Annotated in this window: 13 protein-coding genes and 1 riboswitch; of the genes, 4 read left to right on the top strand and 9 right to left on the bottom strand. The window is 67.6% G+C overall.

What is annotated here, in order from left to right:
• Positions 1-26: 26 nt before the first annotated feature.
• From SPO_RS14650 to SPO_RS14635, 4 genes are all read right to left on the bottom strand, one after another.
• Complete coding sequence (locus SPO_RS14650) at positions 27-1,397, bottom strand: tetratricopeptide repeat protein (RefSeq protein ID WP_011048587.1); 1,371 nt, start codon at positions 1,395-1,397, stop codon at positions 27-29.
• 177 nt (positions 1,398-1,574) lie between these two features.
• Positions 1,575-2,768: a CaiB/BaiF CoA transferase family protein gene (locus SPO_RS14645; RefSeq protein WP_011048586.1), complete on the bottom strand. Its 1,194-nt coding sequence runs from the start codon at positions 2,766-2,768 to the stop codon at positions 1,575-1,577.
• Positions 2,755-4,374, bottom strand: a complete 1,620-nt coding sequence (locus SPO_RS14640; RefSeq protein ID WP_011048585.1) for a thiamine pyrophosphate-binding protein — start codon at positions 4,372-4,374, stop codon at positions 2,755-2,757. The genes SPO_RS14645 and SPO_RS14640 overlap by 14 nt, the downstream gene beginning before the upstream one ends.
• Before the next feature lie 73 nt (positions 4,375-4,447).
• Positions 4,448-4,921: a DUF302 domain-containing protein gene (locus SPO_RS14635; RefSeq protein WP_044028589.1), complete on the bottom strand. Its 474-nt coding sequence runs from the start codon at positions 4,919-4,921 to the stop codon at positions 4,448-4,450.
• Between the two features lie 128 nt (positions 4,922-5,049).
• Between SPO_RS14635 and SPO_RS14630 the strand changes: the two genes are divergently transcribed.
• Entirely contained in the window at positions 5,050-6,600 is a 1,551-nt protein-coding gene (locus tag SPO_RS14630; protein WP_011048583.1) for an acetolactate synthase large subunit, read from the top strand.
• Positions 6,601-6,671: 71 nt separating this feature from the next.
• Here the strand turns inward: SPO_RS14630 and SPO_RS14625 are convergent, their stop codons facing one another.
• A complete protein-coding gene (locus SPO_RS14625; RefSeq protein ID WP_044028585.1) occupies positions 6,672-7,625 on the bottom strand; it encodes a dihydrodipicolinate synthase family protein in 954 nt (317 codons plus the stop codon).
• Positions 7,622-9,721 (bottom strand): xanthine dehydrogenase family protein molybdopterin-binding subunit, encoded by a 2,100-nt coding sequence (locus tag SPO_RS14620; RefSeq protein WP_044029312.1) that lies wholly within the window; start codon positions 9,719-9,721, stop codon positions 7,622-7,624. The genes SPO_RS14625 and SPO_RS14620 overlap by 4 nt, the downstream gene beginning before the upstream one ends.
• Before the next feature lie 113 nt (positions 9,722-9,834).
• Between SPO_RS14620 and SPO_RS14615 the strand changes: the two genes are divergently transcribed.
• The 3 genes from SPO_RS14615 to SPO_RS14605 are packed head-to-tail and all read left to right on the top strand — an operon-like array spanning position 9,835 to position 12,058.
• Positions 9,835-10,662 (top strand): aspartate dehydrogenase, encoded by an 828-nt coding sequence (locus SPO_RS14615; protein ID WP_011048580.1) that lies wholly within the window; start codon positions 9,835-9,837, stop codon positions 10,660-10,662.
• A 33-nt stretch (positions 10,663-10,695) separates the two neighbouring features.
• The gene (locus tag SPO_RS14610) at positions 10,696-11,646 is read left to right on the top strand and encodes a LysR substrate-binding domain-containing protein (RefSeq protein WP_044028580.1); all 951 of its coding nucleotides are present in this window, start codon (positions 10,696-10,698) and stop codon (positions 11,644-11,646) included.
• Positions 11,647-11,701: 55 nt separating this feature from the next.
• Positions 11,702-12,058, top strand: a complete 357-nt coding sequence (locus SPO_RS14605) for a DUF1636 family protein (RefSeq protein ID WP_044029311.1) — start codon at positions 11,702-11,704, stop codon at positions 12,056-12,058.
• Here SPO_RS14605 and SPO_RS14600 read toward each other — a convergent pair.
• The 3 genes from SPO_RS14600 to SPO_RS22595 form a co-directional block, all read right to left on the bottom strand.
• A complete protein-coding gene (locus SPO_RS14600) occupies positions 12,046-12,540 on the bottom strand; it encodes a hypothetical protein (RefSeq protein ID WP_011048577.1) in 495 nt (164 codons plus the stop codon). The two genes, SPO_RS14605 and SPO_RS14600, sit on opposite strands and share 13 nt — an antisense overlap.
• Before the next feature lie 63 nt (positions 12,541-12,603).
• Positions 12,604-13,302 carry a CbtA family protein gene (locus tag SPO_RS14595; RefSeq protein WP_011048576.1) on the bottom strand — a complete coding sequence of 233 codons (699 nt, stop codon included), beginning with the start codon at positions 13,300-13,302 and terminating at the stop codon, positions 12,604-12,606.
• 3 nt (positions 13,303-13,305) lie between these two features.
• Positions 13,306-13,476, bottom strand: a complete 171-nt coding sequence (locus tag SPO_RS22595) for a CbtB domain-containing protein (RefSeq protein WP_084791007.1) — start codon at positions 13,474-13,476, stop codon at positions 13,306-13,308.
• Positions 13,477-13,511: 35 nt separating this feature from the next.
• Positions 13,512-13,723: riboswitch (cobalamin riboswitch) on the bottom strand.
• Positions 13,724-13,746: the final 23 nt, after the last annotated feature.

Below are 13,746 nucleotides of genomic sequence, written 5' to 3'. Positions count from 1 at the left end.
CGTGCTTGGTCCTTCTGTATCACTCGTCATTCCGCGGGAACGCTGTGAATGTTGCGATCGTCGCGACCCGCCTCGATCAAGGCCCGGCGGGCAAGGGCATAGGTATCTTCGTGGCCGCCGCGTTTGGCGCGGCGGTCGTCCAGCACTCGCTCGACCGCATCCAGACGTCCGGCCCGCAGGCCCGCGTCGATGGTGATGCGTTCGAAAACGTCGCGCTGGGCGTGGCTGCCCCCGGCCAACTGCATGCTGCCGCGCGCGGTCAGCAGGTGGTCGAAGGCCTGGCCATACTGCCCCTCGCCAAAGGCTTCGAGCCCTTGCGCGGCGGCCAGTCCGGGGTCGGCCATGCGGCGGGTGGTGTCGCATTGGGCCATGTCTGCATCGCGTTTGATCCGGTGCAGCATTCGCGAGATGGCGTCTTCGCGGGTATCCCCGGTCAGGGCCAGCAGGTAATGCAGGTCTGCGAAGATCAGGCATCCATCCTCTGTGCGCGCGGCACTCAGATCGGCCAGTTCTTCCCAGCGGTCTCCGACATTTACGCCTTCGAGCTCGAGCCGCGACAGCAGCGAGGTGGCGTTTGATATGTCACGGTAATCGTCTGTCTTGTCCTTGCGAATCGCTGAATCGTAAAGATCGAATACCTGATCAATCTGGCCCTGGTCCAGATGCATCAGCGCCTTGTGCCACCAGACGTGATAGCGAAAATTGTTGCAATGCGACCAGGCCGCTTCGCGCCCGGCAAGCCAATCCAGACCAAGTTCGGATTGTCCTTTCATTTCATGCACATGCGCAACCGCGTGCAGGCCCCAGGCATCGTCCGAGACCATCCACAGCGCCTGCCGCCCGGCGATCTCGGCCTTGTCGTAGGCGCCGGTTTCTTCGAGGGCAAAGGCATGGCAGCCCAGCAGATAGCCGCGCCCGGCATGATCGGGGGCATAAGCGGGCATCACCCGCTCGATCGAGCGGCGCATTCCAGCGGGATCGCCCAGTACGAATCGGGTCGCGTGGCTCAGCTTCATGGCCAGGGTATCGTCGGGATGGGCGCGCAGGATCGCCTCGAATTCCTGCACCGAGCGGCTGGGATTGCCCGCCAGCCAATGGCGCAGGGCGGCCAGGTAATGCCCTTCGCGCGCGGTGATGGCGCGCGCGGCGGCTGCGCGTTCGGCGGCGGCCATGGCCTCGATTGCGACCGGGGTCATCTCGCGCCGGCCCAGAAGCAGCATGAACAGGCCCTTGATGGCATGCGCCAGGGCGAAATCGGGCTCCAGCTCCAACACCCGGGCCAGATGCTGCGGGGTCACGGCCGCATGGGCCATGAAGCCCAGCAGAACGCCGTCCCACGCCTCGGCGCTGTCCGCGCGCGTCAGGCTGTTGCTCTGTCCAAAAACATCGTCTCTCATACCGGGTCCGTTCCTTGCAAAGGGTGGCTGTTCGCGCCTTTGCCAAGTCTATTGGAGCCCCGTATCAGGATCGACGCCGCTCGCGAATTGGTGAAAACCCGTGTGCGGAAAATGGGGGAAAAGCCGCCGAAGGCCCCTGTTGTTTCAGCAATTTGCCGCCAAGGGCCCGGCGATGTTTCAGTCCGCGAAGGGATCGTCCGAGGAAAGTACGGTTTCGGTGTCCTGACCACAGCGCGGCGGCGCCCTGCGGTAGGTTACCGGGGTGCGCGACAGTTTCAGCGGGTTGCCGATCAGATGCACCGGACCGGCCTGTGATTCCATGTCGATCTGCATCTGGCGGGCCGCGACCTGGTCGCTGGCAAAGACCTGATCGATGGTCTGCACCGGCCCCACCGTCACCTTGCGCGCCTCAAGCCCCGCGATCACCTCGGCCTTGCTGCGCGCCGCCAGCGCTGGGCGCAGCAGCGCATCCAGCGTGGCGCGGTTCTGCAGCCGCGCCTGGTTGGTGGCAAAGCGCGGATTGTCGGCCAGCGCGGCAAGGTCGAGAAACTCGCAGACCCGGCGGAACTGGCTGTCATTGCCCACCGCCAGCACCACATGCCCGTCCGAGGTGGCATAAAGGTCATAGGGCACGATGTTGGGGTGAGCATTGCCGCGCCGTTGGGGCAGGGCGCCGCTGGTCAGATAGTTCACGCCTTCGTTGATCATCCAGGCCACCTGCGCATCGACCAGCGCCAGATCGATATGCTGACCCTCGCCGGTGCGCTCGCGGTGATGCAGCGCGGCAAGGATGCCCACGGTCGCATACATGCCACACATCACGTCGGCGATGCCCACGCCCACCTTCATGGGCGCGCCCTCGGGCTCTCCGGTCAGGGACATTACACCGCCAAACCCTTGGGCCATAAGGTCATAGCCCGGTTTCGAGGCATTGGGGCCGGTCTGGCCAAAGCCTGAGATCGAGCAATAGACAAGGCTGGGGAACTCGGGGCCGATGCTGGCATAGTCCAGCCCGTATTTGGCCAGCCCGCCGGGTTTGAAATTCTCGATCAGGATATCGGCATGTGCCGCCAGACGCCGGATCTGTGCCTGCCCCTCGGGCGTCGAGATATCCAGCGTCACCGATTTCTTGTTGCGGTTGGCGGCCATGAAATAGGCGCTCAGATCGCTGGGGTTGCCTTCGGCGTCAGTGACATAGGGCGGCCCCCATTGGCGGGTGTCGTCGCCGCCCGAACCGGGGTTCTCGATCTTGATCACATTGGCGCCCAGATCGCCCAAGAGCTGGGTGCAGGTCGGCCCCGCCAGAATGCGGCTGAGGTCCAGCACGCGCACCCCGTCGAGCGGCCCTTTGGGTTGTTCAGATCCGGCCATCGTAATCCCCTCGTGCAATTTCGGCGGCGATCACCGTGAAGCGGTCCGCTGCCTGCGCCGCCTCCAGCGCCGCGCGCAACTCTGCCCGCGAGCGCACGGTGTGTCCATGCCCGCCAAAGGCGCGGCCGATGGCGGCAAAGTCGTGATGCCCGAAATCGACGCCCCGATTGGGCAACTGGCGGCCGCGCTGCTTCAGCTCGATCAGCGACAGGCTGGCATCGACAAACACCAGAAAGATCGGGTTGCCGCCCATCTCGGCGGCGGTCGACAGCTCTCCGGCGACCATCAGGAACCCGGCATCGCCCGAGAAGCTGATCACCGGGCGGTCGGGTTCGGCCAGCTTGAGCCCGATTGCCATCGGCAGGGCGCAACCCATGGTGCACAGGCCCGAGGACTGGATCAGCCCGCGCGGCTCGTCACAGCGCCACATCTGGCTCAGCAGGATGCGATGGGCGCCGCTATCGGCGGTGGCCAATGTGCCTTCGGGCAGGGTGGCGCGGGTCTCGGCGATGATGGCGGCGGGGCCCCAGACCTCGTCCTGCGGAAAGGCGCGGGCCAGCGCGGCACGGGCCGCCTGCGGTTCGCCCCCGGGCCAGGTGGCGTGCCCGGTTGTCCCCTTGGCGATGGCTTCGAGTGTGGCGCCGGTATCGGCGACGATATTGATCCCGGCCTGATGCATGTAGTGGTCGTTGACCACCGCCGAGATGTCGATCACCCGCTGGCTTTCGGGGTCCCAGACCTCGCGCCAGCCGGGGCGCATTTCGATCGGGTCATAGCCCAGGCACAGGATCAGGTCGGCGGCCTGCACCAGCGGCAGCAGGTGGCCGTCGGCCAGTGGTGACAGGCCCGCGCCACCCAGGCAAAGTCGGTGATCCTCGGGCAGGATGCCCTTGGCCTTGTAGGTGGTGACAAAGGGAATTTCGAAATGTTCCAGAAAGGCTTGCAGGACACATTTCGACCCGTCCGCCAGCACGTCGAGGCCGATCACCGCCAGCGGGTGGCGTGCCTCGGCGACCCAGCGGCGGGCGCTTTCCAGACAGGTGCCGCCGGGCGCCACGGGGGCCGCCGGTGTCAGCCGCCGCCGCCTTGTCTCGCGCACCGGGGTAGCGGCCACGCCGATCGGCACGTCGATATGCACCGGGCCGGGGCGGGGCTGCATTGCCAGCGACACCGCCTTGTCGGCGATGATATCCGAGCCTTCGGCGGTCAGGCGGAAACTGCCCTTGGTGATCGGGCGGAACACCTGGGCATGGTCCATCACCTGATGGGTATAGGTCAGCGCCTCATCGGCATCGACACAGCCGGTGAGCACGATCATCGGCACCCGGTCCTGCAGCGCATTGGCGACGACATTGACCCCGTTCATCGCCCCCGGCCCCAGCGTCGCCAGCAGAATCGCGGGCGCGCCGTCGCGGTGATGCACCGCCTCGGCCATGAAACCTGCGGCATTCTCATGCTTGGCCAGGTGAAAGGTTATCCCGGCCTTGTCGAGCGCATCGACCAGCGTCAGCACCTCGCCGCCGGGCATGCCAAAGGCATGGCGGCAGCCCGCCTCGTACAGCCGCCGGGCCAGCAGGTCGGCGGCGCGGGGAAGGGGGTCTGACATGGTGGGGCTCCGTTACAGGCATCGGTTCTGGCCGAGATTGCGGAGCCTGCGTCCGAAGGCAAGGGGGGTCACGTCACTGTGAGGCGATTGCCTGCGCCGCCACCGCTGCAAACCGCGCGTCCAGCTCGGCGGCAATGGCGGCCAGTTCGGCGCCAGCCTCGTCCAGATAGGGGGCAAACACCTGCGAGGGCAGCTTGTAGCCCAGCGTGGCAGAGCCGTCGGCGTTCTCGGTGACATAGAACCGGATCGGCGCCTCGATCATTGCGGCGGTGGACAGAGCCAGTATCCGCACCGCAAAATCGTTGTTGAAGGCGCCAATGACCCGGTTGCCGGGAATGGTGATGCCGCGCCGGGCGGCGGCCTCGGTCGGGCCTGCCTGGGTGACGATGCCCAAGCCGTTTGCGGTGATCGCGGCGCGGGTATCCTCGACCAGTTGTGCATGGGTCTTGGCCGTGGCGTGCACCGCCCAGCCCGGGCGCGGGTTCAGGTCGCCCGCCAATACGGGCAGGGCAAGGCAGGTGATCAGGGCGAGGATGGCAAGGCGCATGGTGGGTCTCTCCTTTGCTTGTCCCTTGATGCCAGATTTCACCGCCCCCCGGTGCTCACGATATCGTGCACCGTTTACGCCGGGCGGCTCTGCGCCTAGGCTCGCCCCAATTGCGAGGAGCGAGGGTGATGAGCGAAATGAACGGCGCCGAAAGCCTGGTGCGCAGCCTGCTGCAAAGCGGGGTCGATACCTGTTTCACCAATCCCGGCACGTCCGAGATGCATTTCGTGGCCGCGCTCGATCAGGTGCCGGGCATGCGCTCGGTCCTGGCGCTGTTCGAGGGGGTCGCGACCGGGGCGGCGGATGGATATTACCGGATGGCGAGCAAACCGGCGGCGACCTTGCTGCATCTGGGGCCGGGCCTGGCCAACGGTATCTCGAACCTGCACAACGCCAAGAAGGCCGGGTCGGGCGTGGTCAATATTGTGGGTCAGCACGCAGCCAGCCATCTCGAGCTGGACGCGCCACTGACAGCGGATATCGAGGGGCTGGCGCGGCCGGTCTCGCATTGGGTCGAAACCTCGCTGTCTGCGGCGGATGTGGGGCGCGATGCCGCCCGCGCGGTACAGGCGGCACGCAGCGCGCCGGGGCAGGTGGCAACGCTGATCCTGCCCTCGGACACGGCCTGGACGCCGGGCGGGCAGGTCGCGCCCGCCCTGCCGGTGCCTACACGAGAGCCGGTCGAGGCGGAGATGCTGGAACAGGCCGTCGCCGCGCTGAGCGGGCCCGACAGCCTGTTGCTGCTGGGTGGTGAGGCTTTGAGCGCGGAAAATCTGGAGCGCGCCGGGCGGATCGCGGCGGCGACCGGCTGCGCGCTGCTGTCGGAATGGGCCAATGCGCGGGTGGAACGTGGCGCGGGCCGGGTGCCGGTGGCGCGGGTGCCCTATCCGATCGACATGGCGCTTGAGGCGCTGTCGCGGTTTCGGCGCATCGTCTTGCTGGGCGCCCGTCCTCCCATCGGCTTTTTTGCCTATCCGGGCAAACCTGCGGTTCTGACCCATCCCGAGGCAGAAATCATTGCGCTGGCCGATTGGGCCGCCGATCTGGATGGCGCACTGGCAGGGCTGGAACGGGCGGTGGGCGCTGCGGGTGTCGTGCCGGTGCTCGCGCCGCCTGTCGCACCGGGAACAGTTAGTGGCCCTTGTACGCCCGAAAGTGTCGCCGCCGTGCTGGGCCAACACATCCCCGAAGGTGCCATTGTGGTAGACGAGTCGGTGACCACCGGGCGCGCCTTTCACGGAGCCACGCTGGGCGCCGCGCCGCATACATGGATCAACAATTGCGGCGGCTCCATCGGCTATAGCCTGGCCGCCGCCATCGGCGCGGCCATCGCCTGCCCCGACCGCAGGGTTATGACGCTGACCGGCGATGGCTCGGCCATGTACATGCCACAGGCCCTGTGGACCATGGCGCGTGAAGGTCTGGATATCACCGTGGTGATCTGGGCCAACCGCAGCTATCGCATCCTGCTGGGCGAATTGTCGGGTGTGGGCGTGATGAACCCCGGCCCCCGCGCGCTGGATATGCTGAGCCTGGAGCGGCCCGCCATCGACTGGGTCGCACAGGCGCAAAGCCTTGGTGTGCCTGCTGTCCGGGTTGAGCGGGCCGAAGAGTTCGCCGTGGCGCTGGAGCGGGGATTTGCCGAGGCGGGTCCGAAGCTGATCGAGGTTCTGCTTTAGCGGGGGGAGGGGGCGCTGCCCCCGTCGCGCCTTGCGCGACTCCCCCGGAGTATCTTGCGCGAAATGAAGGGTCAGAGGCGCAGCCCGCAGGCCGCAAACGCGGCGCGGGTGGCGGATTTCTCAGCCTCGGTCAGTTCCTGCATCGGAAAGCGCACGCGCCCGCCGGTCTGTCCCAGCAGCTCCTGCCAGTATTTGCCATGCGCCTGCGGCTTGCCGCCCGGCTTGGTGGATTTGATCGCCTGGCGCACCGGGTCGAGGCTGTCGCGGATGGCGCGGGCCTCGTCGATACGGCCGGCAAAGGCCAGTTGGGTATAGTCATGCATGCGCCGGTCGTTTGCGGTTTGCAGCTGGTAGGGGGGCGAAGAGCAGAGATAGAGCCGCCAGCCAAGCTCCACGATATTGTCGAACCATTCCTCCTCGGAGGCGGTGGAGACCTGGATCCGGTCACCCGCCAACTCGGTCAGGCGGGCATACATCTCGCGCGGGACCGAGTATTTGATCGCCACCACATTGGGCAGATCGGCGATGCGCGTGCAGAGCTCGGGGCTCATTAGATAGCCGCTGTCAGGGTGGCTCCACATGGCGATGCCGATATCGACCGCCTCGCTGATGGCCTTGTAGTATTCGTAGAGCAGCGCGTCGCGGTCGTGTACGAAATGCAGCACCGGCGCGTGCACCACGATATAGTCGGCGCCCACATCCTGGGCATGGCGGGCCAGTTCCAGCACGGTGTCGAAGTTCTGGTCCGAGACCGACATCATGGTGCCCGCGCGCCCGGCGCATTCCTCGACCGCGACCTCGAGGTTGCGCTTGCGCTCCTCCAGCGACATCGAGAAGAACTCGCCCTGTTTGCCGCAGATGAAGAGGCCCTCGATGCCCAGATCATCGACCCAGTGGCGAATGTTGCGGCGAAAACCGGCCTCGTCGAACGACAGATCCTCGGCAAAGGGGTTGAGGGCGGCGGCCCAGATGCCGCGCATATGTTCGCGGGCATGGTCCTTGGCCTCGCTTTTGGCGTATTTCATGTCTCGCATCCCTTGCTTGCATCGGTGATCGCCTGCCAGAGCGACAGGCTGGTAAGCGGCATCTGCAACTCGCTCACGCCCAACGGGGCCAGCGCATCCAGCGCGGCGTTCAGGATCGCCGCCGGGGCGCCGATGGTGCCGGCCTCGCCGATCCCCTTGGCGCCGAGCGCGTTGGTGGTGGCAAGCGTCTCTGTCTTGTGGATGGTCAGCGGCGGCAGGTCAGCCGCGCGCGGCATCGCGTAATCCATGAACGAGCCGGTCAGCAGCTGGCCGTCGTCGAAATGCAGCGCCTCCATCATCGCCTCGCCCAGGCCCTGGGCAAAGCCGCCCATCACCTGCCCCTCGGCCAGCAGCGGGTTGATCAGCTGCCCGGCATCGTCAAGGCAGGCCATGCGGGTCAGATGCGGGGCGCCGGTGTCGCGGTCGATCTCGATCGCGGCGAGGTAGCAGCCATGGCCCCAGGCCTCGCCCGGGGCGGTATAGATGGTGTCGGCGGTGATCGGTCCGGTCTCGCCCGCGTCGCGGCGGCGGGTGATCTCGCCGCAGGCCTCGAGCACGGCGCTGGCTCCGATGGGGGTGCTGCGGCTGGCCAGCGCGCCGATACCGGGCGGGCAGGTGGCGGTGTCGCCATGCTGCACGGTGATATCGGCGGGCGTGAGGTCCAGCGCATCGGCGGCAATCTGGGCCAGCGCGGTTTCGCGCCCGTGGCCCTGGCTGCTGCCGCCAAATTCCACCGTGGCGCGGCCCGCCTCAAGGGTGACACGGGCGCTTTCCCAGCCCTTGCCCGAAGGTTCGACGTAAAAGCCGAGGCCGATCCCGGCCAAGGCCCCACCGGCGCGCAGGGCGTCGCGCCGGGCGCGCCAGGCGGGGTAATCCGCGAGCGTCAGGAAATGGTTGAGGGCTGTGACATAATCGGCCCCCTCGACCCGGCCCGCGGGCAGGTCGCGCGGGCCGTTCGCACGGTGCAGGTTACGGCGGCGGATCTCGGCGGGATCAAGGCCGGTGGCGCGGGCGGCGGCATCGGCCAGACGTTCCATCAGCGCGCAGGCCTCGGGGCGGCCTGCGCCGCGATAGATGCCGGTGGGCGCAGTATGGGCGCGGCGGGCGCTGGTGCCCAGATCGGTGGCAGGGATGTCATAGGGGCCGGGCAGGATGCGGGCGGCGTTCCAGGCCGGGATCAGCGCCGAGTTGGGCAGCCAATGGCCCAGCGGCGCCTCGACGCGGGCCTTGAGCGCCAGAAACCGCCCCTCGGCGTCAATGGCAAGCTGGCCTTCGCTTGACAGCCCCCGGCCATGGGTGGCCGACAGGAACTCTTCGCTGCGGGAGGCGGTCCAGCGCACCGGGCGGCCCAGGTGATGCGCGGCCCAGACCGCCAGCACCTCTTCGGGGTAAAGCGAGGCCTTCATGCCAAAGGCGCCACCCACATCGCGGGCGATCACCCGCAATTGGGCCGGGTCGAGGGACAGAATGCGCGCAAGGTCGGCCCGCGCCCGGTGCGGTGTCTGGGTGGAGAGCCAGACGGTCAGGCCGCCGCCCTCGGGCAGGACGGCGATGGCGCGCGGCTCCATCGGGCTGGGGGCAAGGCGGGGATGGGCGACCCGGACCGCGACCACATGCGCGGCGCGGGCGAATTCCACCGCCGCATCGCCGCTCTGCCAGTGTTGCATGGCCAGTAGTTCGGGGGGCGGGGCGGGGGTCTCCTCGATCTCTGCCGAGATCTCCTCGACTGCATCCAGCGCCTGGTCCGGCGTTTCGGCCAGCACCGCCGCGATCGGCTGGCCCACCGCCGATACCGTGTCGCCGGCCAGGATCGGGTAAGGTGTGGCATGGTCGAGCGGCAGCACCGGGTTGACCTGGAGCCCGCCCAGCGCGCCCAGGTCGGCCACACCCAGCACTGCCGCCACGCCCGGCATCGCCCGTGCTGCAGAGGTATCGCAGGCAACGAGCTGACCGCTGGCATAGGGGCTGCGCAGAAAGGCCAGATGCAGCGCCCCCGGCAGGTGGATATCGCCCGCATAGCGCACTTCGCCCCGCAGCAGGCGGGGGTCTTCGCGCCGGGGCAGCGCTTGTCCGGTATAGGGCGCGGATCGGGTCACGGGGGTCTCGGCTACGGTGTCGGTTGCCTTGATCCTGCAAGCCTGACCGGGCGGGCACAAATCGCGAAATTGCATCCTGCTATCCACAATCGGCATATCACTAGGGGGCTGATATGTGGAAACTATGGGGCAGTTGGCCAGAGGGGGACAGGGTGAGGATAGCACTGATCGGGCATGGACCCATTGCCGCCCATGTGGCGGCGCATCTGCCTGTCGGCGTGCAGCTGACCGGGGCGCTTTGCCGGCCCGGGCGGGATGATGCCGCGCGCGCGGCGCTGGGTGTGTCGGTGGCGCAGGCCTTGGAGGGCCTGCCCCAGCGGCCCGATCTGCTGGTCGATTGCGCAGGGCATTCCGGCCTGCGCGCCCATGGGCTGACGGCGCTGGGTGCGGGGGTCGAGGTGCTGACCGTCTCGGTCGGTGCGCTGGCCGACGCGGTGTTCTGTGCCGAGCTGGAGGATGCCGCCCGCGCTGGTGGGACAAGGCTGTGCCTAGCGTCGGGCGCGATCGGGGCGCTGGATGCGCTGGCGGCGGCGGCGATGGGGACGGGCTTGCAGGTGACCTATACCGGGCGCAAGCCGCCGCAGGGCTGGCGCGGCAGTCGCGCCGAAAAGGTGCTGGATCTGAAGGCACTTACCGGCCCTGTCACCCATTTCACCGGCACCGCGCGCGCGGCGGCGCAGGCCTATCCCAAGAATGCCAACGTGGCCGCCGCCGTGGCGCTGGCCGGGGCTGGGCTGGATGCCACCCGGGCCGAGTTGATCGCTGATCCGGGCGCCGCTGCCAATATTCACGAGATCGCGGCGGAGGGCGCCTTTGGCCGGTTCCGGTTTCAGATCGAGGGGTTGCCGCTGCCGGGCAATCCGCGCTCCTCGGCGCTGACCGCGCTCAGCCTGCTGGCGGCGCTGCGGCAGCGCGGCGCGGCGATCCGGCCATCGTTTTGACCGATAGCCACGCTTCGTGATATCGCAAAACCCATGAACCGCACCCAGATCCGCATCGTCGAGCGCGTGTTGACCCGGCTCAAGCTGAAACAGCTGCGCCTGCTGGTCGCCGTGGGCGAGCGGCATTCGATCCTGCACGCGGCGCAGGCGCTGAACATGTCCCAGCCCGCCGCCACCAAGCTGATCAAGGATCTGGAACTGGATTTCGACGTGCAGCTGTTCGACCGGACCAATCGCGGCATGGTGCCCACCGTGTTCGGGGCGGCCCTGATCCGGCATGGCAAGCTGATCCTGGCGCAGATTTCCCATGCGGCCCAGGAGCTTGACGATCTGAACGAAGGCAATGGCGGGCGCGTGGTGGTGGGTACGCTGCTGGCCGCCTCGGCCGAGTTCCTGCCCCGCGTGCTGACCCGGCTTCTGACCGACAAGCCGGGGCTGGTGGTGAAACTGGTCGAGGGCACCAACGAGGTGCTGATGCCGGCGCTGCGCTCGGGCGATGTCGATCTGGTGGTCGGGCGCTTGCCGATGCACCGGCACCGGGCCGAGATCATGCAGGAGCGGCTGTTTGACGAAGAGGTGATCTGTGTCGCCCGCACCGGCCATCCGGTGCATCGCCACGCCGCACCCGCGCTGACCGATCTGATGGGGTACCCCTGGATCCTGCCACCGGCGGAAACCACGCTGCGCCGCCAGCTGGATCAGGTCTTTGTCGATCTGGGCGGTGGCGCACCGCCCTATGCGGTGGAATCGGTGTCGTACCTGGCCAATCGGGGCCTTCTGGTGGGGTCGGACATGCTGGCCGTGATGCCCGCGCATGTGCCGCGCCACGATATCAGCGCGGGGGCGCTGGCGCGGGTCGACTGGCCGGTGCCGATCCCGATCGGACCGGTGGGCGTGTCGATGCGCAAATCCGCCAGCCTGTCGCCTTCGGTTGCCGGGGTGCTGGATGCGCTTCGCGCCGAGGCCGCGCAAATGACGCGATAAGCTTGCCCCGGCGCGCCCGATGCGCCACATCTGCGGCACCCATCAAGGAGTCACCATGAGCGACATGCGCCTTTCCCTTTGCTCCAGCTGTCTGGGCGACCGGGACCGTGATCTCGCCGCCGAGCGGGCCGCCGTGACCGAGGCGCTGGCGCGCGCCGGGCTGAACGGGCGGGTGGAGCTGGTGGAGCATGCCTGTTTCGGGGCCTGCGCCACCCCGGTGGCGCTGGCCCTTCAGGGGGTGGGGCGGGCCAGCTATGTGTTCTCGGATCTCGACGTGGTGGCGGATGCCGACGACATCGCCGCCACCTGCCGTGTCTATCTGGACAGCCCCGGCGGCTGGATTGCCGATGCCCGTCCCTGTGGACGGTTGCGCCAGTGCCTGCTGGCCCGGATCCCGGCCTATTCCACCTGAACGATGAGCGAGGCCTCGACCGGGGTCCCATCGACCATCAGCGGGCTGTGGCTGTTGGCATTCAGCGAGACCTTCACCTCGACCGGACCCTTGGGCAGATCGGGGATATGCAGCCATTCGCCGTAAAGCCGGGCCAGTTTCACCCCGTTCACATAGACATGGGCGTGACCTTCGCCCGGATGATCCATGGCCGAGGCGTTTTCGGGGGCAAAGCGGAAGTTCTGCGGGCTCACACGCAGGTTCCAGCCTGACATGGCATCGCGGGTCAGCGCCAGCGAGACACCGGGCGCGTCCGGACCGGCGGGCAGATGGGTGGCCTCTGCGTGGTCGTGACCGGCTTGGGCCGCGTCATGGGCGCCATGCTGGGCCGCGTCGCCATGGTCGTGCCCGTCAAAGGTGACGCCATAAGCCGCAGCCGTGACAAAACCGGCGCCACCGCCAAAGACCAGGCCGATGGCGAACAGAGCGAGAGAGCGGGACATATCAGTCTCCTAGCAAAGGAAAACCCCGCCGGACGGGTCCGGCGGGGCATATGAGTTGACGGATCAGGCGTGCGCGTTGGCGCGCTTGCCCTCGGTCTGCCAGAAATGCCCAGCGAAACCGCCCAGCAGCACCCAGGCCGCCATCCCGACACCAAAGGCGCGGGCGGCGAACAGCGCGCCCAGCTCGGTGGGGACAGGGCCGGCAAAGCTCTCGGGTTCTGGCGCGCCGATCAGATGCGGTGCGATCAGCAGCAGCGCGGCGGCCCCATAGGCCATCAGGTTGCCGCCAAAGGCGATCAGCCACATGGCTATACCCGCCGCGGCCACGGTTGCTGTCCACCAGATCTGGCGGGCGGTGATGTCGGTATAGGACACACCGGGCACCTCGGGCGCGAGGCTCAGGCCGGGCGCGAAGTGAAAGGTGATGAACCCGGCCAGACCCCAAAGCAGACCCGCGCGGGCGGTGATGGCATGGCCCATCCCCTCGGCCACCGACATCAGGGCGACCATCACCACCGCATAGCCGGTATAGGTGAGCATCGCAAAAACGACCGTGAGCGCATCGCGCATCGGATCGGCGAACATACCGGGCAGGTCGGGCTGGGCGCTTACCGCCTCGGCGCCGAAATGCACCAGTTCGCCGGTTTCATACAGCTCGGCATGCAGCAACACGGGCTGCACGAACAGAAACTGCAGCAGGGCGGCAATCAGCCCTGCTGCAGCGCCAGCGAACAACGCGCTGGTCAGAATGCGACTGAACATGGTTCAGTGGCAGGGAAAGCCGGTTGCGTGGCGCACGTCGTGAGCGGCGTCATGCAGCGCGGATGCCTGCACATGGCCCGCCAGGGTCACGATGCCCAGGCCCAGGATCACGGCGAACAGGGCCGGCAGGATTGCGGAACCGGTGGCCGATACCTTGAGAGTTTTGGTCGTCATGTCATTTCCTCCTTGCCGCCGCACCCGACGGCCGGTGTTACAGTGCCTGTCTGGCAGGTCTCCTGGCTCGCGGGTCAGTGCCTCTGTTCGCCTTCCCCCCGGGGGCGAACCCGGGAGTGGCTGGTTGAACAGAGGCTCACCGCTTACAGTCGCGGGGGCGGCTTTGGCCTGAACCGACGGGCGGTCGCACCAAATTCCCTCTTAGCATCCGGATTGCTCCGGCAGGACCAGACCCCTTCATTTAGCCGCGAACGCCCGCCCGGTGCAATC

The sequence above is a fragment of the Ruegeria pomeroyi DSS-3 genome (assembly GCF_000011965.2).
GTDB classification, from domain to species: Bacteria; Pseudomonadota; Alphaproteobacteria; order Rhodobacterales; family Rhodobacteraceae; genus Ruegeria_B; species Ruegeria_B pomeroyi.
This window is presented reverse-complemented; position numbering and strand designations above follow the sequence as displayed.

What these genes read in the sequence shown, in the direction of transcription:
- SPO_RS14650 (WP_011048587.1), bottom strand. Translation starts at nt 1,397, where the DNA reads ATGAGAGACGATGTTTTTGGACAGAGCAACAGCCTGACGCGCGCGGAC.
- SPO_RS14645 (WP_011048586.1), bottom strand. Translation starts at nt 2,768, where the DNA reads ATGGCCGGATCTGAACAACCCAAAGGGCCGCTCGACGGGGTGCGCGTG.
- SPO_RS14640 (WP_011048585.1), bottom strand. Translation starts at nt 4,374, where the DNA reads ATGTCAGACCCCCTTCCCCGCGCCGCCGACCTGCTGGCCCGGCGGCTG.
- SPO_RS14635 (WP_044028589.1), bottom strand. Translation starts at nt 4,921, where the DNA reads ATGCGCCTTGCCATCCTCGCCCTGATCACCTGCCTTGCCCTGCCCGTA.
- SPO_RS14630 (WP_011048583.1), top strand. Translation starts at nt 5,050, where the DNA reads ATGAGCGAAATGAACGGCGCCGAAAGCCTGGTGCGCAGCCTGCTGCAA.
- SPO_RS14625 (WP_044028585.1), bottom strand. Translation starts at nt 7,625, where the DNA reads ATGAAATACGCCAAAAGCGAGGCCAAGGACCATGCCCGCGAACATATG.
- SPO_RS14615 (WP_011048580.1), top strand. Translation starts at nt 9,835, where the DNA reads ATGTGGAAACTATGGGGCAGTTGGCCAGAGGGGGACAGGGTGAGGATA.
- SPO_RS14610 (WP_044028580.1), top strand. Translation starts at nt 10,696, where the DNA reads ATGAACCGCACCCAGATCCGCATCGTCGAGCGCGTGTTGACCCGGCTC.
- SPO_RS14605 (WP_044029311.1), top strand. Translation starts at nt 11,702, where the DNA reads ATGAGCGACATGCGCCTTTCCCTTTGCTCCAGCTGTCTGGGCGACCGG.
- SPO_RS14600 (WP_011048577.1), bottom strand. Translation starts at nt 12,540, where the DNA reads ATGTCCCGCTCTCTCGCTCTGTTCGCCATCGGCCTGGTCTTTGGCGGT.
- SPO_RS14595 (WP_011048576.1), bottom strand. Translation starts at nt 13,302, where the DNA reads ATGTTCAGTCGCATTCTGACCAGCGCGTTGTTCGCTGGCGCTGCAGCA.
- SPO_RS22595 (WP_084791007.1), bottom strand. Translation starts at nt 13,476, where the DNA reads ATGACGACCAAAACTCTCAAGGTATCGGCCACCGGTTCCGCAATCCTG.